Origin of the sequence: Pandoraea apista, assembly GCF_001465595.2 — a bacterium.
Classification (GTDB): Bacteria; Pseudomonadota; Gammaproteobacteria; order Burkholderiales; family Burkholderiaceae; genus Pandoraea; species Pandoraea apista.
In genome coordinates, this window is sequence record NZ_CP013481.2 from 4,415,199 (window position 1) to 4,440,087 (window position 24,889).

20 protein-coding genes are annotated in these 24,889 nt (G+C 63.8%); 2 read left to right on the plus strand and 18 right to left on the minus strand.

What is annotated here, in order from left to right:
- Nucleotides 1–3: 3 nt before the first annotated feature.
- From AT395_RS19940 to AT395_RS20005, 14 genes are all read right to left on the minus strand, one after another.
- The gene (locus tag AT395_RS19940; protein WP_042114796.1) at nucleotides 4–930 is read right to left on the minus strand and encodes an amidohydrolase family protein; all 927 of its coding nucleotides are present in this window, start codon (nucleotides 928–930) and stop codon (nucleotides 4–6) included.
- Nucleotides 927–2,675: an acyl-CoA dehydrogenase gene (locus tag AT395_RS19945; RefSeq protein ID WP_048628890.1), complete on the minus strand. Its 1,749-nt coding sequence runs from the start codon at nucleotides 2,673–2,675 to the stop codon at nucleotides 927–929. Before AT395_RS19945 ends, AT395_RS19940 begins: the two co-directional genes overlap by 4 nt.
- Before the next feature lies 1 nt (nucleotide 2,676).
- Nucleotides 2,677–4,524 (minus strand): feruloyl-CoA synthase, encoded by a 1,848-nt coding sequence (locus AT395_RS19950; protein ID WP_048628935.1) that lies wholly within the window; start codon nucleotides 4,522–4,524, stop codon nucleotides 2,677–2,679.
- Between the two features lie 115 nt (nucleotides 4,525–4,639).
- Nucleotides 4,640–6,091 (minus strand): aldehyde dehydrogenase, encoded by a 1,452-nt coding sequence (locus AT395_RS19955; protein ID WP_042114794.1) that lies wholly within the window; start codon nucleotides 6,089–6,091, stop codon nucleotides 4,640–4,642.
- Between the two features lie 47 nt (nucleotides 6,092–6,138).
- On the minus strand, nucleotides 6,139–6,969 hold the full coding sequence (locus tag AT395_RS19960) for a p-hydroxycinnamoyl CoA hydratase/lyase (protein ID WP_042114793.1): 831 nt from the start codon (nucleotides 6,967–6,969) through the stop codon (nucleotides 6,139–6,141).
- 140 nt (nucleotides 6,970–7,109) lie between these two features.
- Nucleotides 7,110–8,252, minus strand: coding sequence for a porin (locus AT395_RS19965; protein ID WP_042114792.1), 1,143 nt, complete (start codon nucleotides 8,250–8,252; stop codon nucleotides 7,110–7,112).
- 138 nt (nucleotides 8,253–8,390) lie between these two features.
- Nucleotides 8,391–9,647: a 3-(3-hydroxy-phenyl)propionate transporter MhpT gene (mhpT, locus tag AT395_RS19970; RefSeq protein ID WP_224787512.1), complete on the minus strand. Its 1,257-nt coding sequence runs from the start codon at nucleotides 9,645–9,647 to the stop codon at nucleotides 8,391–8,393.
- A gap of 304 nt (nucleotides 9,648–9,951) precedes the next feature.
- On the minus strand, nucleotides 9,952–10,410 hold the full coding sequence (locus AT395_RS19975) for a MarR family winged helix-turn-helix transcriptional regulator (RefSeq protein WP_042118013.1): 459 nt from the start codon (nucleotides 10,408–10,410) through the stop codon (nucleotides 9,952–9,954).
- Nucleotides 10,411–10,754: 344 nt separating this feature from the next.
- Nucleotides 10,755–11,120 carry a response regulator gene (locus tag AT395_RS19980; protein ID WP_042114791.1) on the minus strand — a complete coding sequence of 122 codons (366 nt, stop codon included), beginning with the start codon at nucleotides 11,118–11,120 and terminating at the stop codon, nucleotides 10,755–10,757.
- Nucleotides 11,121–11,166: 46 nt separating this feature from the next.
- Nucleotides 11,167–11,808 (minus strand): chemotaxis protein CheX, encoded by a 642-nt coding sequence (locus AT395_RS19985; protein WP_052765518.1) that lies wholly within the window; start codon nucleotides 11,806–11,808, stop codon nucleotides 11,167–11,169.
- Between the two features lie 29 nt (nucleotides 11,809–11,837).
- Entirely contained in the window at nucleotides 11,838–12,407 is a 570-nt protein-coding gene (locus tag AT395_RS19990; RefSeq protein WP_042114790.1) for a hypothetical protein, read from the minus strand.
- 16 nt (nucleotides 12,408–12,423) lie between these two features.
- Nucleotides 12,424–13,152 (minus strand): methyl-accepting chemotaxis protein, encoded by a 729-nt coding sequence (locus AT395_RS19995; protein ID WP_042114789.1) that lies wholly within the window; start codon nucleotides 13,150–13,152, stop codon nucleotides 12,424–12,426.
- 97 nt (nucleotides 13,153–13,249) lie between these two features.
- Entirely contained in the window at nucleotides 13,250–15,673 is a 2,424-nt protein-coding gene (locus AT395_RS20000; RefSeq protein ID WP_048628889.1) for an MCP four helix bundle domain-containing protein, read from the minus strand.
- A 267-nt stretch (nucleotides 15,674–15,940) separates the two neighbouring features.
- Nucleotides 15,941–16,885, minus strand: coding sequence for a LysR family transcriptional regulator (locus AT395_RS20005; RefSeq protein WP_048628888.1), 945 nt, complete (start codon nucleotides 16,883–16,885; stop codon nucleotides 15,941–15,943).
- Nucleotides 16,886–17,009: 124 nt separating this feature from the next.
- On the opposite strand from AT395_RS20005, the gene AT395_RS20010 reads away from it, so the two are divergent.
- Together AT395_RS20010 and AT395_RS20015 are read left to right on the plus strand one after the other, a co-directional pair.
- Complete coding sequence (locus AT395_RS20010; protein WP_048628887.1) at nucleotides 17,010–18,269, plus strand: flavin-dependent oxidoreductase; 1,260 nt, start codon at nucleotides 17,010–17,012, stop codon at nucleotides 18,267–18,269.
- A 107-nt stretch (nucleotides 18,270–18,376) separates the two neighbouring features.
- A complete protein-coding gene (locus AT395_RS20015) occupies nucleotides 18,377–19,735 on the plus strand; it encodes an MFS transporter (RefSeq protein ID WP_048628886.1) in 1,359 nt (452 codons plus the stop codon).
- Here the strand turns inward: AT395_RS20015 and AT395_RS20020 are convergent, their stop codons facing one another.
- From AT395_RS20020 to AT395_RS20035, 4 genes are all read right to left on the minus strand, one after another.
- Nucleotides 19,736–21,373 (minus strand): gamma-glutamyltransferase family protein, encoded by a 1,638-nt coding sequence (locus AT395_RS20020; protein WP_042114783.1) that lies wholly within the window; start codon nucleotides 21,371–21,373, stop codon nucleotides 19,736–19,738.
- 83 nt (nucleotides 21,374–21,456) lie between these two features.
- The gene (locus tag AT395_RS20025) at nucleotides 21,457–22,380 is read right to left on the minus strand and encodes an ABC transporter permease (RefSeq protein ID WP_224787513.1); all 924 of its coding nucleotides are present in this window, start codon (nucleotides 22,378–22,380) and stop codon (nucleotides 21,457–21,459) included.
- Nucleotides 22,381–22,393: 13 nt separating this feature from the next.
- Nucleotides 22,394–23,338: an ABC transporter permease gene (locus AT395_RS20030; RefSeq protein ID WP_042114782.1), complete on the minus strand. Its 945-nt coding sequence runs from the start codon at nucleotides 23,336–23,338 to the stop codon at nucleotides 22,394–22,396.
- Between the two features lie 35 nt (nucleotides 23,339–23,373).
- Nucleotides 23,374–24,873: an ABC transporter substrate-binding protein gene (locus tag AT395_RS20035; RefSeq protein ID WP_042114781.1), complete on the minus strand. Its 1,500-nt coding sequence runs from the start codon at nucleotides 24,871–24,873 to the stop codon at nucleotides 23,374–23,376.
- Nucleotides 24,874–24,889 lie beyond the last annotated feature (16 nt).

The following is a 24,889-nucleotide window of genomic DNA, read 5'->3' on the forward strand; positions in this document are numbered from 1 at the left end:
CGGTCATGCCTGCGGCGCCGAGGCCGCCGCCGGATCCGCAACGCCGGTCTGCGCCGGTGCCAGACCGAGCATCCTCACTGCATTGTCCTTGAGCACCAGCGGCCTGACCTCGTCGCGAAATCCGGCCGCTTCAAAGTCGCGCAGCCATCGATCCGGTGCGATCAGCGGGAAATCCGAACCGAACAACATCTTCTCGCGCAGCAACGCGTTGGCGTACTGAATCAGTTCCGGCGAAAAATACTTGGGCGACCAGCCCGACAAATCGATATAGACGTTCGGCTTGTGCAACGCAATGGACAGCGCCTGCGATTGCCATGGCCAGGACGGATGGGCGATCACGATGTTCATGTCGGGAAAATCGGTCGCTACGTCGTCCAGATGGATCGGCTCGGAGAACTTGAGTCGCAGTCCGCCGCCGCCCGGCATGCCCGAGCCAATCCCCGAATGACCGCTGTGGAACACAGCCGTCAGCTTGTACTCGGCAATCAGCTCGTACATCGGATACGCCATACGGTCGTTGGCGAAAAACCCCTGCATGGTCGGGTGGAACTTGAAGCCGCGCACGCCGAATTCCTCGACCAGCCGCCGCGCTTCGCGCACCCCCATGCGTCCCTTGTGCGGATCGATGCTCGCGAACGCGATCATGATGTCCGCATTTTCCTGTGCGAAGCCCGCAATCTCCTCGTTCGGAATGCGGCGACGGCCGATGTTCGCCTCGCAATCGACCGTGAACATCACGAATCCGATATTGCGCTCTCGGTAGTGTTCGATCGTCTCCGGAATCGTTGGCCGGCGATTCTGCCTGAGCACCGTGCCGAAGTATTTGTCGGCCGCGTCATCGAATGCCTTGCCGAAAAGATCCGGTGGCTGACAGCACGACACTTCCGCATGCACATGCGTATCGATGGCGACGAGTTTTTCGAGGTTCATTCGGCCGTCTCCGGGTCATGGATTTGTGCCGCCACGATCGCCATCGCGCGGCGCGTCTCGGGCAGTTCGAACTTCAGCCAGTAGCGTGCCGCATCGCGTTTTCGCTCGCCAGTCATGCCGCCCGCCGCTTCGGCGCGATGCTCGGCGAGCGCCGCCTGCGCCCAAAGCCCGGCCATCGACAGCCCGTGCACGGCCCGCATGACCTCCCCGGCCACGCAGAGCGCCGCACGTGGCGACGACTGCGCCAAGGCAATGACCGATGGCAGCAGCGACCCCCATTCGTCCAGTGCTGCCAACGCGGCGTTAAAACCACCGAGTGTCGCAACGGACCGCGCATCGTCCACCTGAACGCGTGCCCAGGCGAGCCAATGGCGCAGCGTCGCACCGCCGTCTCTGACAACCTTGCGCAGCATCAGGTCGATGGCCTGAATCTCGTTGGTCCCTTCGTAGATCATGGGGATGCGCGCGTCGCGCAGATACTGCGAAATGCCGGTCTCTTCGACATAGCCATAGCCGCCGAAGACCTGCAACGCCGCGCTCGCTCCTTCAAACGCCTGCTCGGTGAGCATGGCCTTGACGACCGGAGTCAGCAGCGCCGCCAAGGCGTCGGCTCGCTTGCGTGCTTCGGGCGTGCCGGCGTGATGTGCTTCGTCGATGGCGAGCGCAGCACGGTACAACAGCAACCGCGCCCCTTCTACGGCGACCCGCTGCCCTTCGAGCAGCCGCCATACCGCTGGGTGCCGCGCGATAGGCGCACCCGTGTCTGCCCCCGGCACACGCGATTGCACTCGCTCTCCGGCATGCCTCACGGCCATCTCATAAGCGTTCTGTGCCAACCCGAGCGCCGACGCCCCGACATGCAGACGGGCCGAATTCATCATCGCGAACATCGCTTCGAGTCCGCGACACGGCGTTCCGACGAGATACCCCGTAGCACCCTCGAACGCCATCGAACATGTGGCGCTGCCGCGAATCCCCATCTTGTGTTCAATGCCGGTACAACGTACGGCGTTCCGCTCACCGTTCGCCAACACCTTGGGCACGAGGAAGAGCGACAGGCCGCCACTTCCGGCGGGCGCATCGGGAGTGCGCGCCAACACGAGATGCACGATGTTCGGCGTCAGATCCTGTTCGCCGCCGGAGATGAAGATCTTCTCGCCCGTTACCTTTACCGTGTCGTTCGCGCCGTCGATCCACTCGGCACGCGTGCGAATCTGTCCCAGATCGCTACCGGCCCCCGGTTCCGTCAACGCCATCGTGGCAAGCCACTCGCCGCTCACGAGCGGGCCGAGCCACGCCTCGCGCAAGGCGTCGCTACCGAACCGATGCACGCATTCGTAAGCGCCATGCAGAATGCCGGGATACATCGTCCAGGCCAGATTGGCACCGGCCGTCAGTTCCTGTACCGCCACCTGCGCAACGACCGGCAACCCCTGACCGCCCAGCGACGGATCGCATGGCAACGACGGCCAGCCGGCGTCGCGATACTGACGATACGCGTCGGCAAATCCGGCAGGCGTGCGGACCTCGCCGTCGCGCCATATGCACCCCTCACGGTCACCGACGGCGTTCAGCGGCGCGAGCACTTCGCGGGAAAAGCGCGCCGCTTCGTCGACGACCTGCACCAGCGTCGCCGTATCGAACTCACCGAATGGTGGGAGACGCGTCAAGGCTTCGCCCACGCCGAGCTTGTCCAGCACGAACGCGATATCGCGGGCCGCGCTTTGCAACTCCGGATACCCCATGTCAGCGCCTTGCCGGAGCGAGAATGATGTGGCGGCCGTCGGCCTTTGCGGCATGCAGCACATCGACCGCTGCCGCCCGATGATCCTGCACGGCGCGCTGGTTGATCGATCCCTTGTCGGTCACCTCGCCCCGGTCGAGCGAGGGCGGCGAATCGAGCAGCATAAGGCGAGCGACGTAAGTGGCGCTGCCCCCCGCCGAAGCGTTGAGCTTCGTCAGCAGCGCTGCGAACGCTTCGCGCACCGGCGCGCTGGCCAGCACATCCGCCAGGGGAGCTTCCTTCGGCAGACCGCTCAGGCGGCGGCAGTCGTCGACTCGCGGGAAGACCATCAGACCGATATCGTCGCGATTGATGCCTGTGATCACGACGTCCTGCACATACGGTGCACCTTCCGAAATCACGCGGGCACGCAACGGGCCAACGCTCACGAAGGTGCCCGAGCTGAGTTTGAAGTCTTCGGTAATACGGCCGTCGAACTGAAGACCGGTCTCCGGATGCTGGCTATCGACGAACGTCGCAGCGTCTCCCGTGCGGTAGTAGCCTTCTTCGTCGAACACCGGCTCGCTCGCCTCATGACGCCAATAGCCTGCCATGACGTTCGGACCCCGAAACCTGACTTCCAGCTTTCCGCCCACCGGCGCGAGCTTCACCTCGCAGCCCGGCGCGGGCAGGCCGATGTAGCCCGCACGCATGACAGGCCCGGTGGTGAACATGCAACTCGGCGACGTCTCGGTCATCCCCAGTCCGGACATGATCCGGATGCGCTCGCCGCAGTGCTGTTCGGTCACACGCTCAAGCCGGTCCCAGGCGGCCTGCGACAGCCCCGCTCCGCCGAAGAAATAGAGATTCACGCGTGCGAAGAAGCGCTCGCGCAACGCGGCGTCGCTCTCCAGCGCAATGGCGAGGTCTTCCCACCCCTTCGGCACGTTGAAGTACACCGTCGGGGAAATCTCGCGCAGATTGCGCAACGTCTCCTCGAACTTTCCCGCCACCGGTTTGCCGTCGTCGATGTAGAGCGTGCCGCCGTTGTACAGCGCAATGCCCACGTTGTGGCTACCGCCATAAGTGTGATTCCACGGCAGCCAGTCCACCAATACCGGGGGTGCCTCACCGAAGGTCGGAAACGTTTGCAGCAGCATCTGCTGGTTGCTGCACAACATGCGCTGCGTGGTCGGCACGGCTTTCGGCTGACGTGTCGATCCGGAGGTGAACAGGATCTTGGCGATGGTGTCGCCAGTGACTTGTGCATGCACACCGTCGACATCGCGCGGCACGGTATCGAGCAACGTATCGAATGCCAGCGTGCCGCCATCGCCGCCGGCGGTCACACGAATCACGTCGTCGCCCAGCACCGCGTCCATGGCGCGTCCGTAGGCATTAACGTCGGTCGCGTAGACAAGCCCCGGGCGCAGCACGCCCAGGGTGTGACGCAACTTGCCGAAGTCGGTCGATACGATCGAGTAGGCCGGCGAAATCGGTGCGAATGGCACGCCGGCGTACATCGCACCGAGGGCCAGTTGGAAGTGTTCGAGGTCGTTGCCGGACAGAATCGCGATCGGGCGCTCGGCCGACAACCCGCGATCGCGCAAGGCCTGACCGATGGCGCGGGCACGTTGCAGCATCTGCGCGTACGTAATGCCGATCCATGCGCCGTCGGGGCCGCGCCGTGCGATCAACCAACGCTCGGGATGCCGGGCGGCCCCCGACACCAACCGATCGGTCAGCCGCTCGGGAAAATCACCGAGTGCTTCACGCGAGCGCAGATACCAGAACTCGCCGTCGCGCCGCACTTCCACACCGGGATTACCGATAGTGACCGGGCGGTAGCGATGCGCCGCGATATCCGGCATCTCAGCCGCCGTCGTGTTATTGCCGTGATTCAAAACGCTGTCTCCTGCTTCTATCCCGCCGCGACGCACTCTCAGGCGCGTTCGCGGGCGGGCCCATCCTCATCCCGTCACGCCGTCAGATCGGGTAGTGACGCGGGGTCGTTTGCACCGTGATCCAGCGAAGCTCCGTGAACTCGCCGATGGACGCCTTGCTGCCAAAGCGGCCGTAACCGCTCGCCTTCACCCCGCCGAACGGCATCTGCGCTTCGTCGTGCACCGTCGGTCCATTGATATGGCAGATGCCCGATTCGATGCGCCGGGCCAATTGCATGGCGCGCGACACGTCTCGACTGAAAATTGCCGCCGACAGACCGAATTCGCTGTCGTTGGCCACATTCACGGCTTCGTCGTCGCTCTGCACCCGTTGGATCGTCACCACCGGGCCGAACGACTCTTCGCGATACAGACGCATCGCAGGCGTCACACCATCGACAATCGCCGCCTGCATGATCGCGCCCTCGACGCGGCAGCCCAACGGCAAACGCGCACCATGCTCGCGGGCATCCTCGACAAGTGCGGCCACGCGCGACGCCGCCTGCGCACTGACCATCGCGCCGAGCACGCTGTCAGGCGACGTCGGCGATCCGGCAGGCAATTTCGCTGCCTTGGCGGCGAGCTTCTCGACAAAGGCGTCGGCGATACGCGCATCCACGATGACCCGCTCCGTCGACATGCAGATCTGCCCTTGATTGAAAAAGGCGCCGAAGGCAATGCCATCGACGGCGGCATCGAGATCCGCATCGTCGAGCACGAGCACCGGCGCCTTGCCGCCCAACTCCAGCAACGCCGGCTTGAGATGCTCTGCCGCGAGACGCGCAATGATGCGCCCCACATGCGTGGAGCCGGTGAAATTCACACGGCGCACGGCCGGGTGGGCAATCAGACGCGCCACGATGTCGCCCGCGTCTTCAGGGGCGTTCGTCACGACGTTGACGACCCCGTCGCCAAGCCCCGCCTCGTGCAGACATGCGCCGATCAGCGCATGCACACCGGGACACTGTTCCGACGCTTTGAGCACGACCGTGTTGCCGCAGGCGAGTGGCATGGCGAGCGCTCGCGTGGCCAGAATGACCGGCGCGTTCCACGGCGCAATGCCCAGCACCACGCCAACCGGCGAGCGCACGGCCAGCGCGAGGCTGCCCGGCACATCGCTCGGAATCACGCTGCCGTCGATCTGCGTGGTCATGGCCGCCGCTTCTCGCAGCATGTTGGCCGCGAGCATGACGTTAAAGCCGTACCAGTTGGCCATCGCGCCGGTCTCGGCCGCGCCAATGGCAATGAACTCGGCCGCACGGCTGTCCATACGTTCGGCAGCCGCGAGCAAACGCTGACGCCGCGCCGTGGGCGAGAGCGCCGCCCATGCGGGGAATGCCGCTTGCGCAGCATCGACTGCCGCGTCGGCATCCGCCAACGAGGCCGCCGGGGCGCGCGTGGCGACTTCGCCCGTCACCGGATCGATTCGCTCGAACGTCGCTCCGCCTTGTGCGCCACGCCACTGGCCGCCGATCAGCATCTGAACTTCATGCATTGCGCGATTCCTCTTTCGTCTGTTCGTTCACGAATGAACGCTGTGCGTCAGCGCTTGTAGGCTTGCAGACCCGGCTTGATCGACTTGTCGTCGAGGAACTGCTTGAGGCCCTGCTCGCGGCCATGCTCGGGGTCGCGCAATTGCGCCTGATCGAGCTTGGCGTACAGATAGTCTTCGCTCTGCTCCCACGTGAGTTCGCGTGCGCGCTTGAAGCCATGCTTCGCGGCACGCAGCACCACCGGGTTCTTCTCAAGCAACTTGCCGGCCAGTGCAATGGTGGCATCGCGCAATTGGGCCAGCGGCACGCTTTGATTGACCAGCCCCATGTCGGCAGCTTCCACGCCGGTGAACGTGTCGCCGGTCATGATGTAGTGCAACGCACGACGGTGGCCGACCGTATCGGCCATGGCCTTGCTCACCAGATTTCCCGGCGGAATACCCCAGTTGATCTCCGACAGACCGAAGACAGCTTCATCGGCAGCGATCGCCAGATCGCAGGCAACCAGCGGCGAGAAACCACCACCGAAGCACCAGCCGTTGACCATGGCAATCGTCGGCTTCGAATACATACGCAGACGGCGCCACTGCCAGTCCGATGCGTCACGGCGCACGCGTTCCTGCACGATCTCGGGTCCACCGTCGATCTCGCGGAAATATTCCTTCAGATCCATGCCGGCCGTCCACGCCGCGCCCGCGCCCGTGAGCACGACAACCTTCACGTCGGCATCGAGTTCGATCGCGTCGAGCACCTGATTCATTTCGGTGTTCAGCGTCGGGCTCATGGCGTTGCGCTTCTCCGGGCGATTGAAGATCACCCAGCCAATGCCGCCCTCGACCTTCACGTCGACCGTTTTCCAGCGTCCTTCGTATGCATTCATTTGCGTAATTCCCAAGTGTGCGGGGCAACTTGCGCCGCGCGCCGGGAGTGGCGCGCGGTGTTGCCGACACCCACATTTAATATCAGGCAACCTTACATTGCAAGGGCTGTGTTTTCAGTGGAAACCCTTAGCCCTGGATGTCAGAACGTATGACGCATGCCCAACATCACACCCGCCTGCCCTTCGCCTGCGGGCGGCGTAGTACCGCCACCGCCGCCGCTGACCGAGTACGCGGCGCGTGCACTGTTGAAGAGATAAGCGGCTTGCGCATAGACAGCCGTGCGCACCGAAAGCGAATACGTAGCGCGCAGCGTGGTCATGGTGCCGCGCGTGTCGTGATCGCTGTTGATGATGCGATAGACCTCGGTGTCCACCAGCCATGCCGGCGTGATGCTGTACGCCGCCCCGAGATAGAACAGATTCGAGTGCGTGTTGACGGCAGATGTCGAGACGCGACGCCCCAGCCATCCGCCGCCGACCTTGAACGCGCCGTATTTGTAATAGGCGCCGACGGTCGTGCGCGTGTCCTTATCGTTGCTGCTGGCGAAAGCCGACGGCGCCATGCCGTCGAAGAAGTTGGCCGCGGCATTCGTGCCGCCGCGCTGCTCTTCATATGACGCGGCCACACCGAAGTTGCTCGCGTCGTACTTGAGCATCACCGACCAGTCGCGGCACTGCACCGCTTGTCCGGGCACCTGGCCCGCGCAGGTGCCCTGCCCCGGCGAATTGCCCGTGCCGCCGGAATCGCGGCCGAACGAATACCCGGCGCCGAAGGTCAGCCCCTGCCAGCCGACCTGATAGGTGATCGCATTATCGGTGCGTGCGTTGGGAATGTAGGCGTCGAACGAGCCCATGCCGTAGATGTCCGGCCCGAGTACGTCGGAGCCCAGGAGGGCGTAATACGTCATGGTGTACTGCCGCCCCAGCGCCAGCGTGCCATAGGGTCCCTTGATCCCGACGAATGCCTGACGGCCGAACAGTCGCCCGCCCTGACCGAGATCGCCGCCGCGTATGTTGAAGCCGCTCTCCAACTGGAAGATCGCCGCAAGGCCGCCGCCAAGATCTTCCGAGCCGCGCAGCCCCCAGCGCGACGGCAACTCACCCGTTACCCCCGGCATGCGCACAACGGCGCCGTTCGGGCTCGCATGAGAGACGTATTCGATCCCGGTGTCGACAATGCCGTACAGCGTGATATTCGATTGCGCACCGGCAATGCCGGGAGCCGCCAGTGCGGCAGCGGCGGCGAGGGTTGCGAGCGCACGTGTGCGAGAAGGAAATGCCATGCGAGTCTCCAGATTATTGATGTCGTTATGAGTGCTATCTTGCTTCGGCGAATGCGCGCGAGGCGCACAAGAAAAAACGCGACGGGGCAGCCGAATGCCGTCCGTCGCGTGCAAGCGAGGCCAACCGTTTGAGGCAGGTCAGTCAGCCGCGCGGGGACGACGGATAAGCGTGAGTGCGGCCAATGCAGCCACGATGGTCACGGGAATGCTGGCGCCGATCACCACGGCCGCGCTGCTGCCTACTGCGAGCAGCATGCCGGCAGCGAGCGGCCCGACCACTGAGCCGATACGCCCGATCGCCACGGCTGTGCCCACGCCGGTGCCGCGCATGGCGGTCGGGTAATAGGCGGCGGCGAGCGCGTAGAGCACGGACTGGCCGCCAATGATGAACATGCCCGCGAAGAACGCCGCCGTCGCCAGCACACCGAAGCCCTGGGCGGCGGCCAGACCGACCAGCGAAGCGATCATGCCCAGATACATCCCACCGATCACGAGCGACATACGCGCGCGGTCCATCAGGTAGCCGAGCACGAGCACGCCGACCGCACTGCCCACGTTAAAGAGAATCTGCACCCAGCCGATGTCGCCACGCGCCAGGCCGCGCGACCCCATGAGCGACGGCAGCCAGTTGAGCAGGAAATACAGCACGATGAGTGTGCAGAAGTAAGACACCCAGAGTTGAACAGTCGAGACACCGCGCCCCTCGGAGAACAGCACCTTCATCATCGGCGCAGGCGTGGCGCGCTGGCCTTGTGCAGTCGCCGCGGCAAACGCGCGTGACTCCGGCAGGCACCACGCCAGCAATGGCAACAGGAGCAGCGGGCCGACACCTCCCACGTAGAAGATGTGCCGCCAGTCGGCGTCGCTCACCGCCAGCATGCCGATCGTGGCCGCGATGCCGCCTCCCAGCGGAATGCCGCAGTACATGATGCTCACGGCCGTGCCGCGCAAACGCGGCGCGACGGCTTCCGACGACAGCGCGATCAGGTTCGGCATCGCTCCGCCCAGCCCGATCCCTGTGAGCACACGCACGATCACCAGCATCCAGAAGTCCGACACAAAGGCGGTGGCAATCGACAACACGCCGAACAGCGCCGCCGAGAGCATCAGCACGCGCTTGCGGCCGATGCTGTCCGCCAGCCGCCCCCCCACCATCGCGCCGGGCAGCAAACCGAATGTGCCGGCAGAGAACGCGATCCCCATTTGCGCGACGCTCAGGCCAAACTCCTTGGCCATGCCGCGCGCCGCGACCCCAACCGACTGGAGGTCGAGGCCTTCGAGCAGCGCCACGGCAAAGCACAAGGCCAGCGTCAGCGCCACCGGACTGGTGCCGCTTGCCGCGCCCTCCGCCGCCAAAGGCAACGCTCGTGCGCCGCCGTCCCGATTCGATTCCATGGTGTCTCCTTTGATCTTCTTGATGGACTTCGGTCGCCGCCCGCACGGGGCAGCGCCTGATACGAAGTCAGTCGACACCGGCGACACCGCACGCAAGCGAGTGTCTGCACAGATCATTTAATCAGGTAGCCTGATATTAACGACGTAAGTACGACAGCCACGGCGATGCCGCAAGTGCGGCTCGTCGTTGTCGTCTTACCGTGTCACTGGGATTCGGTCGCGCGTGTCTTCGCGTCGACGGACTCCATTTAATATCAAGCTACCTGACAATACAAGCAATCGGCAGGTCGGGACAAACCCGGAGTCAGTCGCGCAGATTTCGCACGAACATTTCGAGATGGCGTTGCACGGCGGCGGCGTCTTCGCGGCTCACGTCGGCACGCATACGCGTGTCGATCTCCTTGGCCACGGCTTCGCACTGGGCGAGCACGCGCCGGCCTTCGTCGGTCAGTTGCAACAGTACGATGCGGCCGTGATTGGGATCGGGCTCGCGCGTGATCCACTGACGCGACGCCATGACGCTCACCACCTCGTTAGCCGACTGCGGGGTGATGAACGAACGCTGCGCGAGTTGGGCGTTGGAGAGCTTGCCCCGGGCATCGAGCACCGACAGCGCGGTGAACTGGGCCAGCGTGAGGCCCAGCGGCGCCAGCGCTTCCGACATGTGGCGGCGCAGCAAACGATCGAGACTGGCGATAACGTACGTCAGTCGCAGCTTGGAACGGCGCGGGCGCGCCTCGGATACGCCCGATTCCTCGAGCATTTCGCTGCCGGATTCCAGCCCAAGGGGGTCGCGGGACGCCACGGCGGCCGACTTCTTTTTCTGGGGTACAACGCTCATGGTGAGATCGCGGACCCGCGCACACAACGTGCGCGGATTTTCGCGTGGTGCGGGAAAGTCAGCAGTGTAACGCCGCCGCCGTGCGGTGGCGACGGTCGATCCACGGTTCATGCCGACGATGAGCGGCGCTATCGGCTCTTACAGGCTCTTACAGGCTCGTACAGGCTCGTACAGGCTCGTACAGGCTCGTACAGGCTCGCACAGACTCGTACAAGCGCGTACCCCCCTCCGGGGCCAGCGCGGTACCCGCCGCGCCGGCCGTGCGTTCAACTGGCGAGCTTGCGGAACGTCTCCAGCACGGCATCGCCCTTGAACGGCTTGACGATCCAGCCCTTCACACCGGCGGCCTTGCCGCGTTCCTTCATCGCCGGGCTGCTCTCCGTGGTGAGCATCACCACGTTGACGGTCTTGTTCGCGAGTTCGCTGCGAATCTTCTCAACCATCGTCAGGCCGTCCATATTCGGCATGTTCACGTCGCTGATGACGAGCTTCACGCCGGGGCTGGCCTTGATCTTCGCCAGGCCGTCCTTGCCGTCGACGGCAGTGTCCACGTCCAGGCCGTTCTTGCGCAGGAATCCCGCGACTTCGTCGCGCACAGTGCTCGAGTCATCGACCACGAGAATCTTCGACATGGTGTTGTCCTTGTGTGTAAGAGAGAGTGGTAGGTGAGCCGGGATCTCAGAACAGTTCCAGCGCCCCGGTCTCGACGGGCTCGGTCGCAGCCTGCGCGGCTTCGCGAAACGCTTCGGGCGACCAGTTCAGACTGAATACGAAGTGTTGATGCAACGTCACGATCTGTCCGTTGACCGGATCGGTGAGCCGATAGACGAAGCACAACTGCGGATTGTCGGTGCCGAACGAGATGTACTTCTGCTTGTGATTGATGAGCAGAGGCACCTGCACCTGCGCACGGTCGACCGCCGACGGGTCGCCCATGTAGCGATTCTTGAACGCGCCCCAGATCAGGTTCGTCAACTCGCCGAGCATGCCGTTCAGCTCACGAAATCCCGCCTGCCCTTCGCAACGCCCCGTATGTTCGAGCAGTTGCATGAACGGCACCTGTTCGGCCTGCATCATCATGTAGCCGCGGCACCAGGCGCTCTCGAGCGGGATCAGGCTGAAGACTTCGCCAAAGATAATGCGATCGCGCACTACGCTGGGCGGCTCGCAATTCAGCGCAATCTCACCGAACAGGCCGCGAAACACGCCGTCGGTAATGTCGATCATCCCGCGCACGAGCGCCTCGGGATATTCGTGCTCGACACTGTCTTCGAGGATCAAAAACTGGCTGACCGACTCGCGGGGGGTGCTTCGGTTCATTGTCGTCATTTCCTATGGCCTATGCCGATTCAAAACAATTCCAGTTCGCCGCTGGTGTCCTGCGTCTCGCTGAGTTCGGCATTGAAGTCGAGCGGCGCGTGCGCGCACACGCACAGCGTGGCGGCCAGACGCACCGAGCCGTCGAGCGTGATGTCCCACGACGCCAGATGGTTCGGTTTGAGCTGCATGAGGTGAGGCACGCAGCGCGCACTCAGCACATACGGCGTCGACATGCCCAGATCGGGAAAATAGTTGAGCAGTTCCTGATTGATCGCCCCGCAGCAAAGATTGCTGATTTCGAGGAAGACCTCGCGAAACGGCTTGTCGCTGTCGTCGCCGGCGAAGTACCGCGTAGTGATGTCGTCTTCGTCGAAATGCAGCACCAGCAGCATGCGAAAGCCGATGGAGGAGATCGTGAGTACGACCACGTTGGCGTGCCGCACCCCGATGGCGACTTCGGTATCCGGGGTCGCCGAATCCGTCTGACGTACCGCGATCGGTACGATGTCGCACGCGGCGTCCGGCGTGCGGGCCAGCCGCGTGCGGGCCGCCTTATGCAAAATGCGTTCGAAACTGTCGCGTGCCTGAGCGCTGATCACAACGAGACCTGCCTGCTTAGTGAAGACGGGAATGCAACTGCTGCGCCAACGATTCGACGCTCGAGAGCGAGGCCGCAATCATCTTGCCGCCCGCCTGAATGTCCTGAAAGGTTGCCGTGGTCGTCACGTCGTTGCGATGCAGGCTGTCGCGATAGCTCTTCGACAACTCCTCTGAGCGCGTGGCAAGCGCACGCACTTCGCTCGCGACAATGCCGAAGCCGCGTCCCGCCGTGCCTGCACGCGCGGCTTCGATTGACGCATTGAGCGACACGATCAGCACATGACGGACAATCGACGCCAGTTCATGGTTCTTCGCGTGCATGTCCTGATTCTGCGTCATGAGCGAGATCATCTGTTCGTGCCAACGCTCGAACGTGGCCGCCAACCCGCGCAAGCGCGCAGCCTCTCCGGCAATGCGCTCAGCCTCGGCTTGCCAGAGGCCCTTGGCTTCGAGCACGGCGGCTTCCGACTTACGCGCCGCCTGCAAATCCAGTTCCGCCTGCGCGAGACTCGCTTGCAGCGTGGCAAGCGTCTCGTCGTGCGCCTGCGCTGCGTCCTGCTGGCTGGCAACGGCCAGACGCTCGCGCTCAAGGGCCTGCGCCAGCGCCTCGTCGTGCGTCTTCGTCAACGCGCGCCAATGCGCGGTCGCCTGCGCCATGCGCCAGCGATGCGCGACAAACGCCGCCACGCCCGCGCCGATCACGCCGGCAAGGGCGCCTGCCAATAGCCACTCCACTGCATCCATACGCCATTCTTCTCCGAAAGCGGCACGGCGGCGGCAGACCGTCAGGCCTGCGCCGCCTCGCCCATCGTGCTTACTATGCCAACGGTGCGGCCGTTCCTCAGACCTTGTCGGCTTGCGACAGACCGCCACGCGAGGCGGAACGCTCGCCGAGGTCGACAGTCGGCAAGTCGACGGCATCGGCCGCCACACTGTTCAGGTCGAAGCCATCGACCACGAGGTTGTCGGGCAAGCAAACCACCGTCTGAAACTGACGGTATTCGGCGCCCTTTCGCTCATCGGTAAAGCGCAGTTCGATACGGCCGTGTTCGCGGCGCACGAAGTCCTGCACGGCGTCCATGCCCACGCCGCGCCCCGATACCTCGGTCACTTGTGCGGCTGTCGAGAAGCCCGGACGGAAGATGAACTGGGCGATCTGCTCGTCCGTCACATAGGTTTCGGCCGTAATCCAGCCTCGCTGAACTGCGATGCTGCGAATGCGATGCAGCGCCAGTCCGCGACCGTCGTCCGTGAGCGTGACTTGCAGCATGTTGTGATCGAGGCCGACTTCAATGTCGATGGTGCCGGCGGCCGGCTTGCCCTTCGCGCGGCGCTCGTCTGCATCTTCCAGCCCGTGATCCATCGAATTGCGCAGCAGGTGCATGAACACGTCGCGCAGAATCCGCACGGCCGGCGCGCGCAGGCGGTAGCCGTTGTCGTCGATACGCACAACCGGGGCCGGCTTGCCGAGTTCGGCCGCGAGCGAGGGCAGCGAGTCCAGCACGCCGCCCAACGCTTCGCCCACGCCTTCGGTGCCCAGCAAGCGCAATGTCTGATGAACGGCGTCGCGCATGGCCACGAGTTGCAACGGATCGTTCGGATCGGCCGCTTCGAGCATGCGCAGGCACGCGCGAATGTGCGCGCGATCGACCACCATCGACTGCTCGTCGGGCGTTCTGCCCGGGCCCTTACGGCCAAGGCTCATCTCGTTGATCTGCGCGTACGTGTCGACCGCCTCGCGAACCCGTTCGAGTTCGCGCATGAGGCCGTCCTGATCCCACAGACGGGCAACGTCGGGCTGGCGCAGTTCGTGATAGCGCTGCTCGGTCTCGTGCACCACGTTCGTCAGGTATTGCAGGTTATAGGTGCGCGCGTTGCCCTTGATGGTATGCATGTTGCGGAACAGTTCCGCAATGGCCGCGCTATCGGCTTGCGAGTGCTTGCGGATAATGCGCTCGTTCTCGCGAATGAAGCCGGTCGAGCTTTCGATAAAGTGGTGGAACTTCTCCTGACTCACCGCCAGAATCTCGCCGATCATCTCCAGGCGCTGCTTCTGCTCGCTGGCCTCGGCCGCGAGTTCGCGCAATTCGGTCACGTCGCGCACGCACAGCATCAGACGCAGGATGGTGTCGCTCTCGTCGGTAATTGCAGACCACGTCAGATCGAGCTGCTTGATACGGCCGTCGGGCATGCGCTTGCCGATCTCGCCGACCAGCAGGTGCTCGTTGAACGCGAAGTTGATGGCGTCCTGTCCGATACAGGCATCGATGGCGGCTTCGACCTGCGAGAGCGCGTCGGAACCCAGATCGCTGTCGCCGAAGACGAGTTCCATGACCGGACGGCCGGCGATGTCCTGCGTCTCGAAGATTGCCTCGAGGTAGGCCGAGTATTCGCCGTGCACCTTCGAGCCGTCGATGACCGTCAGAATGCCCTGCTGCATGTTTTGCAGCATCGCCTGAATGTCGGCCGTCTTCTGCTTGAGTTGCGCCGAGCGCTCCTGAATCTTCTCGATCATGCCGTTGAACGCCACGATCGAATGTCCGATTTCATCCATGCGGCCGACCGGCACGCGACGGGTGAAGTCCTGACTGTTGGCGATCTCGCTCATCATGGCCTGCATGCGCGACAGCGGACGCGTAATCTGCCGATACAGCAGTGCACCGATGGCGGTGAGCAGCACAATCGCCAGCCCGGTCACGAGAGCAATTGCCGTCGTGGTGGTCGAGAGGGTGTCGTTCAGTGTGGCGATGGCCGAATCTTTCTGGCGGTTCTTCTCGACACGCAGCGTATTGACCACGCCTTCGAGTTCGTCGCGATATTGCGCGACCATCGCGAAGAGGAAGGCCTGTGCCATCTCGGTCTTTCCGGCTTGCTTGAGCTTGGCGGTGTCGTTGATGGCGTTGAAGTAGTTCTCGACACTCTCCCGGGCCTGCGTCACGAGTCCTTTCTGCGCGTCGCTCGCGGCGCCTTCGGTCTGCCGCGCCAGCGACTGGTCGATTTCGCCATGCAGCTTCTTGAGATTCTCGAGCGCCTGATCGACGACGGTGTCATCCGGCGCGTAGACCAGCGTCATGGTGGCAATCTGCACCGCCTTGACCTGCGAGACGAGATCGGCGGAAGCCAGCGCGCTCGGCACTACGCCTTCCGTAACCTGCCGCACCTTGTGAGCGCTGGCGCGGGTCTGATAGACCGCGTAGCCGCCAATGATCGAGAGCGCGACAAACGTCAGGATCACCAATAGCGTTATTCGATGACGGATCGTCATTGCGTCGTTTCCCCGGGTCGCACCGGCGCCCGGTGCCACGCGTGAGTTGACGCAGTAGATCGGCCGCCGAATTAGTTGTAGATTCCTCGTGCGCCGTGATTATTGCGGGTGAACTGTGACGATTCGATGAATCCACAGAAGCTTCATGTCTCCTGCCTGCGGCAATGCCGTGTAGGAATCCGAGATGAGTAAGCGCGCACCAACATGCGCCTCGCATAGCCCTTAGTCCTCACACGGTCCCCCGGCGCAGACTCGCGATCCTTCGTTTCACCGTGCGTGCGCCATGGCGTCGATCCGCTGCATCGACGCCATCGCCAGTTCGGTGAATTGCCGCCAGAGTTCGGGCTTCGAGCGCCCGCGCTTCACAATGCGATGAAAGCCCAGCGAGACCTCGGGGTGAGTGAGTACCTCGCAGCGCACCGCGCGATGACGACAGGCAGGAAACGCAAACGTCGGCATGATGGCCGTGCCGAGGCCCGCTTCGGCCATACCGATCAGCGTTTCAAAGCGGCGAAACATCGGGCGCGGTTCGTCGGCACGGCCAATGCGTGCGAGATGTGTCTCCACCAACTGCTGGATGGGATTATCCGGCGGCAGTCCGATGAGCACCTCGGCGCGCAGCGCTTCCCACGCTGTGCGGCCATCACTCTCCGCCCTGCCGCGCCGGGCCGCTTTGCGCGGCAAATGCTTCCCCGCTGCCGAGACCCTCATCAACCGGAAGGATTGCATCAGCGTTCGCTCGATACCGTGCGACGCCTTGGTGAAGAAGCCAAAACCGAGATCGGCCTCGCCTTGCTCGACGAGGCCCTGGACTTGCGCGAGTTCCGCTTCGTGCAAACGCACGTCCACATCGGGATGGGCCTGCCGAAACGCCCCGAACCACTCCGGCATCAGATGCGACGACACGAGCGGCGTGGCCGCGATGCGCAGTGTCTTGCGTTGCGCCTGCCCGAACGCCGCAATCTGCACGGCCACGGTATCGAGTTCGCCGACCGCCGCACTCGCCACGGGCAACAACGCGTGCCCGGCTTCGGTAAGCGTCACGCTTCGCGTAGTGCGATCGAACAGCCGGCTGCCGAATTGCGTCTCGATCTCTCGCATCATGACCGACAACCCCGCCTGCGTAATGTGCAGCCGCTCGGCCGCCCGCGTGAAGTTACCGAGCGTGGCCACAAGCACAAAGGCCTTCAACTGACGCAGTGAGATGTTCACGGGAGACTCATAAATATTGGATATGAATTCATATGATAGTCAAAATTCTCCAATGACTGACGACGCGGTCTAATGGTGGCCATTCCAGAACCACCAGCGCATTGCCGCTCAGGAGACACGCATCATGTCCTCATCGATCGATGTGGCCATCGTCGGCGCCGGGATCGGCGGTCTGACCCTCGCTCTCAGCCTTCACGACGCGGGCATCGCCTGCCGGGTATACGAAGCCGCTGCCGAAATTCGTCCCCTCGGCGTGGGCGTGAACATCCTGCCGCACGCCGCTCGCGTGCTCGACGGACTGGGCCTCACGCCTGCCCTGCGCGAGGTCGCCGTTACCACCCGTGAATCGGCGTTTTACAACCGCTTCGGTCAATTCGTGTACAGCGAACCGGCCGGCGAACATGCCGGCTATGCGTGGCCCCAGTTCTCCATTCATCGAGGCGATCTGCAAGGCGTGCTGCTCGCCGCCGTGCGCGAACGCCTGGGGCAGGGTGCAGTCGTCGAAGGACATCGATGCACCGGCTTCCGGCAGAGCGACGACGAAGTCGAGATCTCGTTCGCATCCCCCGACGGCGAGACGCTGGCTCCCGTCAGGGCCCGCCTGCTCGTGGCGGCCGACGGCATTCACTCGGTTGTGCGCAAGCAGTGCTATCCGACAGAAGGTGCGCCGCGTTATTCGGGCGTGAACATGTGGCGCGGCAGCGTTGTGCTGCCGCCGTTCCTCACGGGTGCGTCGATGGTCCGTGCGGGCTGGCTGTCCGTGGGCAAGATGGTGATCTACCCGATTCGCAACAATGTCGACGGCCACGGAAACCAACTGGTGAACTGGGTCGCCGAGATCGAAGCTCCCCGGCCTGCGCGTCGCGACTGGAACGGCGTGGGACGTCTGGAAGACTTCTTCCCGACGTTCGCCGACTGGCATTTCGATTGGCTCGATGTGGCCGGCATGATCGAGGCGACCGAGACCATTCTCGAGTACCCCATGGTCGATCAGGACCCATTGCCGCGCTGGACCTTTGGGCGCGTGACGCTGCTCGGCGACGCCGCACATCCGATGGTGCCGCGCGGTTCCAACGGCGCTGGTCAGGCGATTCTCGATGCGCCGTGTCTGGCCGCGCAATTACGCGAACACGGCATCGTGCCCGCCGCCCTCGACGCCTACGAACGCATTCGGGGTAAGGCCACGGCCGAGGTGGTACTGATGAACCGCAAGGCGCCGCCCGACGCCATCTTGCAGACCGTGCACGAGTTGAGCGGCGACAAGCCGTTCTCGCGAATCGAGGATGTGATCAGCATCGCTGACCTCGCGGAGATCTCGAATCGCTACAAGAACGTTGCCGGGCTGAACCGAGAATCGCTGAACGCCGCGAGCACGATCCGCTAAACCTCTACGGCGCTGTAACGCCGACCACGCGTGCGTACCGCCGGGTTCGCACGCTTTTGCCTTTTCGACAGAGCCTCGCCAACGAGGCCGTTCACGGAGACTGTGTGATGCCCATCCACCGCATCGATTTGCGCGCGCTCATCGACGAGCGTCCCTTTGGCCGCTATCAGGTCTTCGTCACGGCGCTATGCGCGCTGATCGTTTTTCTCGACGGTTTCGACGCGCAGGCCATCGGCTATGTCGCGCCGGCCATCGTCCATGCGCTGAACATCGAACGCTCGGCGCTGAGCCCGGTGTTTTCGGCGAGTCTCGTCGGTCTTACGCTCGGTGCGCTCATCGGGGGCCCGGTATCGGACCGTGTCGGCCGGCGGCCGGTGCTCATCGCGGGCATGCTGATCTTCGGTGCGATGTCGCTCGCCACGGCCCTCGCCCAGTCCGTCACGTCATTGCTCGTGCTGCGGCTCGCCACGGGCGTCGGTCTGGGTTGCGTCATGCCCAACGCCATTGCGCTCACCAGCGAATTCGCCCCCGAGCGCGTTCGCTCGACGGCCATCATGGTCATGTTCTGCGGTTTCTCGCTGGGCGCTGCATTGGGTGGCCTCGCCGCAGCCGGGCTGATTCGCGACTTCGGCTGGCAATCCGTTTTCGTCGTGGGCGGCGTGCTTCCCCTCGTCGCCGCGCTGGTCGCGTGGCGCAGTCTGCCGGAATCGCCGCGCTTTCTCATCGTTCGCGCGAAAGATCCGGCGCGTCTGCGCGGCGTACTGCGCAAGTTGGCGCCGGACCTGCCCGCCGACGCGCAGATCGACGGCGGCGTCGACCTGCACGCCGCCGCCCGCACGGGTGTGGGCGCACTCTTCGCCGACAAGCGCGCCCGCATCACCCTCTTGCTCTGGGTGATCTTCTTCATGAGTCTGATGGATCTTTACTTTCTGTCCAGTTGGCTGCCAACGGTGATTCACGATGCGGGCATCGCGCTGGACACGGCCGCGCTCATCACGTCGATGCTCCAGATCGGCGGTACCCTCGGCACCCTGACGCTGGGACGCGTGTTCGACCGGGTGTCGCCGTTCAAGGCGCTCGGCGCGGTCTATCTGTGTGCTGCGGTGTGTGTCGTGCTGGTCGGTCTGGCGGGAACGTCGGTGAGCGTGCTGGGCGCGACCATCTTCGGTGCGGGGTTCTGTGTGGTGGGCGGGCAAATCGGCGCCAACGCGCTGGCCGCGCGCACGTACCCTACCGCGATTCGCGGCACCGGGATCGGCTGGGCATTGGGGATTGGCCGCCTCGGTTCTATCGTCGGGCCGATCGTCGGAGGCGTACTGCTGGCCCTGCACTGGGACCCGCAGCATCTGTTCATGATCGCCGCGTTGCCCGTGTTCCTGGCCAGCGTAGCGGCGTTCATTATCAGCGTGGGCGCACGGTACGAAACGCACCGTGCGGCCCGCGCAGCAGGCGAGGCGACCTCCTGATCAGTAACCGGCGGCCAGACCGTCCCGGCGGCTATCGCTGGCGGCGACATAGCCGCGCTCCGGATCGTTGCGATCCAGACGCCAGATGTACTGGCCCGAGCCGAAGTCCATGTACGGGTCGTCGATGGATTTCAGTTGATGGCCCATCGCGACCAGCCCCGCCACCGTTTCGCGGTCGAGCGTCGATTCGATATCGACGGTGAAGTCGCGATTGACCTTCCAGCGCGGCGCGTCGCATGCCGCCTGCGGCTGCTGGCCGTAGTCGATCATCCGCACGATCGATTGCAGATGCCCCTGCGGCTGCATGTCGCCGCCCATCACACCAAAGCTCATCACGGCTTCGTGCTTGCCGTCGACCTTCTGCGTAAGGAACGCCGGAATGATCGTGTGGAACGGGCGCTTGCCGCCTTCGACCACGTTGGCCGACTTCGGGTCCATCGAGAAACCGCAGCCACGGTTTTGCAGCGCGATCCCCAGATCGGGCACCACGACCCCCGAGCCGAAGCCCATGTAGTTCGACTGGATGAAGCTCACCATCATGCCCTGCTCGTCGGCCGACGACAGATAGATCGTGCCGCCGGACTTCGGCATACCGAAGTCGAAATGCGAAGCGCGCTCGGGATTGATGAGCTTTGCACGCGCGGTGAGGTAGGCGTCGTCGAGCATCTGCTCGGGCGTGACTTCCATCGAACGCGGGTCGGCCACGTATTTGTAGAGATCGGCAAAGGCGAGCTTCATCGCCTCGATCTGCAAATGCTGCGAATGCACGCGATCGACCGCCAGACGCGACACATCGAACTTCTCGAGAATGCCCAGCGCCATGAGCGCCGCGATCCCCTGACCGTTCGGCGGGATCTCATGCACCGTGTAGCCGCGATAGTCCTTCTCGATGGGCTTGACCCAGTCCGCGCGGTAGTTGCGCAGATCGTCGGTTGTCATTGCGCCGCCATGCTGCGCGGACCATGCGGCGATGCGCTGCGCGATCTCGCCTTCGTAATAGGCGCGCGGCCCTTGCTCGGCAAGCATGCGCAAGGTGCGCGCATGACCCGGCATGCGGATCATTTCGCTCGTTGTCGGCGCGCGGCCGTTCGGCATGAACGTTTGCGCGTACCCCGGCAGGTCCTTCAATTCCGGCACCGCCGCCGCCCATTTGCGCGCCACGATATGCGCCACCGCATGACCGCGCTCGGCGATCTCGATGGCTGGCGCCATGAGATCGGCAAACGGCAGCTTGCCGAACTTCGCGTGCAGGGCTTCCCAGCCGGCGATCACGCCCGGCACGGTCGTGGTGTCCACACCGCGCGTCGGTTGTTTGGCAATGCCATGCTGCTCGCCGTACTTCTTGCGGAAATAGTCGACGTTCCACGCCGCGGGCGCAACGCCCGACGCGTTAAGGCCGTGCAGCTCCTTGCCATCCCAGACGAGTGCGAAACAGTCGCCGCCCAGGCCGTTGGACACCGGCTCCACGATCGTCATACACGCGGCAGCGGCGATCGCGGCGTCCACCGCATTGCCGCCTTGCCACAAGATGCGCAGGCCCGCTTGCGCGGCCAGCGGGTGCGATGTCGACACGATATTGCGGGCGAACACCGGCATGCGCGGCGTCGGGTATGGGTTCTGCCAATTGAATTGCGTCATGGGACTTCCTGTTGACCTTTGTCTCGAATGGTTGGAATGGGTCTGCCGGGTGGTTGCCGAGGATGACTTCGTCGCTCACCGCATCATTGCTCGCGCGGATCGAGCGCATCGCGCAAGCCGTCGCCCAGCAGGTTGAAGCCGAGTACCGTCAGGAAGATTGCGATACCGGGGAAAATGGACATCCAGGGCGCCTGCTCAACAAAGTCTTTGGCCGTATTGAGCATCGAGCCCCACGACGGCAACGGCGGCAATTGCCCCAGCCCGAGAAACGACAGGCTCGCCTCGGCAATGATCGCGGTCGCCACCGTCAGACTCGCCTGCACGATAATCGGCGGCAGCACGTTGGGCAGGATGTAGCGCACGATGATGCGCGTATCGGTCAGGCCAATGGCGCGTGCCCCTTCGACATACTCTTCCGCCTTGACGGTGAGCGCCTGTGCCCGGGCCAGCCGGACGAAACGCGGCATTGCCGATACACCGATGGCAATCATCGCGTTCGTGAGACTCGCGCCCAGAAACGCCGCCATTGCAATCGCGAGAATCAGGAACGGAATCGACAGCAGCGCGTCGGCCAGTCGCGAGACAATGGCGTCGACCCAACGGCCGAAATATCCCGCGAGCAAGCCCAGCGGCACACCGATCACCACGGCGATACCGACCGACACCACGCCTGCTGCGAGCGAGGCCCGTGCGCCGAAGATCATGCGAGCGAGCACATCGCGGCCCAACTCGTCGGTACCGAACCAGTGCAGCGCACTCGGCGCCTGGCGTACGGTCATGAAGCTCGTGGCAATCGGATCGTAAGGCGACAACCACGGGGCAAAGATCGCGACAATCACGGCGAACGCCACGATGACGGCCCCCGCGACTGCCGCCCGGTTGCGCGCGAACTTGCGCAGACCGCGATGGCGACGCCGGGGCAAACGTTCGGCACCTGCCACGACGGTGACGGGACTCGTGCCTTCGGGCACTGGCGATGCGGAAGAAGTGTTGGGCAATGCGGCCATGTTCAGAGAGGTCTCAGGCGCGACGCAGGCGCGGGTTGAGCAGGACGTAAAGCACGTCGGCCAGCAGATTCAGCACGATGAAACCCGCCGCCGTCACCAGTACCACGCCCTGAACTACTGCATAGTCGCGGTTGAACACAGCGTCGACGATCAGCTTGCCGAAGCCCGGAATCGTGAAGACCTGCTCGGTGAGCACGGCCCCGGCGAGCAATTCGCCGAAGAGCAGCGCGAGCACCGTCACGATAGGAATCAGCGCGTTGCGCAGCGCATGTTTGAGCACGACGGTGCCGCGCAGCAGCCCCTTGGCCCGCGCCGTGCGAATGTAATCGGTTCGCAGCACGCCGAGCATGGCGCTGCGCGTATGGCGCATCAATTGCGCGCCGAGCGCCGCCCCCAGTACGAATGCAGGCATCACCATCGTCTTGAGGCTCATCCACAGATCTTCGCCCGGTGGCACGTACCCCGAAGACGGCAACAACTGCCAGCGCACCGAGACAAGGAAGATCAGCAGAATGCCGAGCCAGAAGTTTGGTATCGACATACCCGATAACGCCAATACGTTCGCGCCGTAATCGATAGCCTTGCCGCGATTCGCCGCCGACAGAATCCCGAGCGGAATGCCGATCCCGATGGCAATCGCCAGCCCGAACATCGCCAGTTGCAGCGTGACGGGCAGCTTCTGCGCGATAAGCGACGTTACCGGTTCGCCCGTGCGCAACGACGTGCCGAGATTGCCATGCAGGACATCGCCAATCCAGAGCGCGTACTGCGTGGGCAATGGCTTGTCGAGGTGATACTTCTCGCGCAGGGCGGCAATGACCTGCGGGTTCTGGTCCTCGCCGGCCATTGCGAGCACGGGATCGCCGGGCAACATCTTCTGAAGCCCGAAGATCATCATCGACACGATGATGAGCGTGGGGATCGCGACCAGTGCACGATGAACGACGATGCGCAGCATGGCGGCTTGTTCTCCTTTTCCCGTTTATCCGTCGATCACTTGACGCTTACGCCGCGCAGGCGAATCAACCCGTCGGGATACGCGACGAACCCCTGCACCTTCTTGCTGAGCACATACGGCCACGGCTGCACGTACAGGTAAAGGATGGGATCCTCGTCGGCCAGAATCTTGTTCGCCGCGTCGTAAAGCGGTTTGCGCTCTGCCACGCTGGACTTCACACGCGCGTCGTTGAGCAGCTTGTCGACCTCGGCATTGCAATACTGCCCGTAGTTGAGGTTGCCTTTGCAGGTCACGAACTGATGCAGGTTGCCGTCCGGGTCAACGCGACCCGACCAGCCGTTGTAGAGTACGTCGAAGTCGCCGCGATGCGCTGCGTCGAGCGCCGCCGCATAATCCATCGGCCGCAGCTTGAGCGTAATGCCCGCTTCGGCGAGCATCGCCTGCAACATCTGCGCCATTTGATTGGAGACGGTGTTGTTGCCAAAGCTCAGGGTCACATCGACCTTCTCGAAGCCCGCCGATTTCAACAGCGCCTTCGCCTTGGCAACGTCGCGCCGGGTGGTCTTGATCGACGTGTCGTAGTACTGCCCGGAGCGTGGCAGTGCCTGATTGGCCGGGGTGAAGATCCCGCCGCCGATCACCTGATTGATAGCGTCACGATCGATCGCCAGGTCGAACGCCTGACGCACGCGCTTGTCGCGCAACGCCTTCGGCGCGTTCGCTGCCACGTTGAACGTGAGACCGTAGTACCCCAGGCCGTCGATGCTGACGAAGTTCAGGTTGGCATCGCGCTTGACCGACTTCACATCGGACGGCGACAGGCGCTCCAGCATGTCGAGTGAGCCCGAGCGCACATTGGCCAGGCGCACGGTCGTGTCGGGAATCGGCAGGAATATGACCTTCTGCGTCGGATACTTGTCGGCGTCCCAGAAGCCCGCGAATTTCTCCAGCACCACGCGGTCGTTCTGCACGCGCTGCACGAACTTGTACGGCCCGGAACACACGGGGCGAGCCTGCACGGCAGCGTCGTCGGCAAGCGTCTTGGGTGCGAGCATCATGCCTGCGCGGTCCGAAAGCGTGGCGAGCAGCGCGGAATCCGGGGCCTTGAGCACAATGTTGACCGTCGTGTCGTCGACTGCGTCGACATGATCGATGGATGACAACTCGCTCTTGCGATTGCTCGCGGGCATGCTGCGCGCGCGATCGAGATTCGCCTTGACGGCGCGCGCGTTGAACGGCTCGTCGTCGTGGAACTTCACCCCCTGGCGCAGCTTGAACGTCCACGTCTTTCCATCGGCACTGACGCTCCACGAGGTAGCGAGCATCGGCACGAACTTCAGATCGGTGCTGATATCGACCAGCGAGCTGCACAGCGAGCGCAGCACCATGCGGTCGACGACCTGCGAACTGCGCGCGGGATCGAGCGAACCGATGTCCTCCTGCAAACCGATGCGAAGCGTCGACTGCGCCATCGCAGAAGCGGCACCGGTCGCGAGAGACGCCGCCAGAACAAGATCGAGCAAAACGTTGCGCATGCGTGAGATCCCTTGT

What these genes read in the sequence shown, in the direction of transcription:
- AT395_RS19955 (WP_042114794.1), bottom strand. Translation starts at nt 6,091, where the DNA reads ATGCATGAAGTTCAGATGCTGATCGGCGGCCAGTGGCGTGGCGCACAA.
- AT395_RS19960 (WP_042114793.1), bottom strand. Translation starts at nt 6,969, where the DNA reads ATGAATGCATACGAAGGACGCTGGAAAACGGTCGACGTGAAGGTCGAG.
- AT395_RS20025 (WP_224787513.1), bottom strand. Translation starts at nt 22,380, where the DNA reads ATGGCCGCATTGCCCAACACTTCTTCCGCATCGCCAGTGCCCGAAGGC.
- AT395_RS20000 (WP_048628889.1), bottom strand. Translation starts at nt 15,673, where the DNA reads ATGACGATCCGTCATCGAATAACGCTATTGGTGATCCTGACGTTTGTC.
- AT395_RS19965 (WP_042114792.1), bottom strand. Translation starts at nt 8,252, where the DNA reads ATGGCATTTCCTTCTCGCACACGTGCGCTCGCAACCCTCGCCGCCGCT.
- AT395_RS20020 (WP_042114783.1), bottom strand. Translation starts at nt 21,373, where the DNA reads ATGACGCAATTCAATTGGCAGAACCCATACCCGACGCCGCGCATGCCG.
- AT395_RS19950 (WP_048628935.1), bottom strand. Translation starts at nt 4,524, where the DNA reads ATGCCGGATATCGCGGCGCATCGCTACCGCCCGGTCACTATCGGTAAT.
- AT395_RS19980 (WP_042114791.1), bottom strand. Translation starts at nt 11,120, where the DNA reads ATGTCGAAGATTCTCGTGGTCGATGACTCGAGCACTGTGCGCGACGAA.
- AT395_RS19940 (WP_042114796.1), bottom strand. Translation starts at nt 930, where the DNA reads ATGAACCTCGAAAAACTCGTCGCCATCGATACGCATGTGCATGCGGAA.
- AT395_RS20015 (WP_048628886.1), top strand. Translation starts at nt 18,377, where the DNA reads ATGCCCATCCACCGCATCGATTTGCGCGCGCTCATCGACGAGCGTCCC.
- AT395_RS19975 (WP_042118013.1), bottom strand. Translation starts at nt 10,410, where the DNA reads ATGCTCGAGGAATCGGGCGTATCCGAGGCGCGCCCGCGCCGTTCCAAG.
- AT395_RS20030 (WP_042114782.1), bottom strand. Translation starts at nt 23,338, where the DNA reads ATGCTGCGCATCGTCGTTCATCGTGCACTGGTCGCGATCCCCACGCTC.
- AT395_RS19945 (WP_048628890.1), bottom strand. Translation starts at nt 2,675, where the DNA reads ATGGGGTATCCGGAGTTGCAAAGCGCGGCCCGCGATATCGCGTTCGTG.
- AT395_RS20035 (WP_042114781.1), bottom strand. Translation starts at nt 24,873, where the DNA reads ATGCGCAACGTTTTGCTCGATCTTGTTCTGGCGGCGTCTCTCGCGACC.
- AT395_RS19985 (WP_052765518.1), bottom strand. Translation starts at nt 11,808, where the DNA reads ATGAACCGAAGCACCCCCCGCGAGTCGGTCAGCCAGTTTTTGATCCTC.
- mhpT (WP_224787512.1), bottom strand. Translation starts at nt 9,647, where the DNA reads ATGGAATCGAATCGGGACGGCGGCGCACGAGCGTTGCCTTTGGCGGCG.
- AT395_RS19995 (WP_042114789.1), bottom strand. Translation starts at nt 13,152, where the DNA reads ATGGATGCAGTGGAGTGGCTATTGGCAGGCGCCCTTGCCGGCGTGATC.
- AT395_RS20010 (WP_048628887.1), top strand. Translation starts at nt 17,010, where the DNA reads ATGTCCTCATCGATCGATGTGGCCATCGTCGGCGCCGGGATCGGCGGT.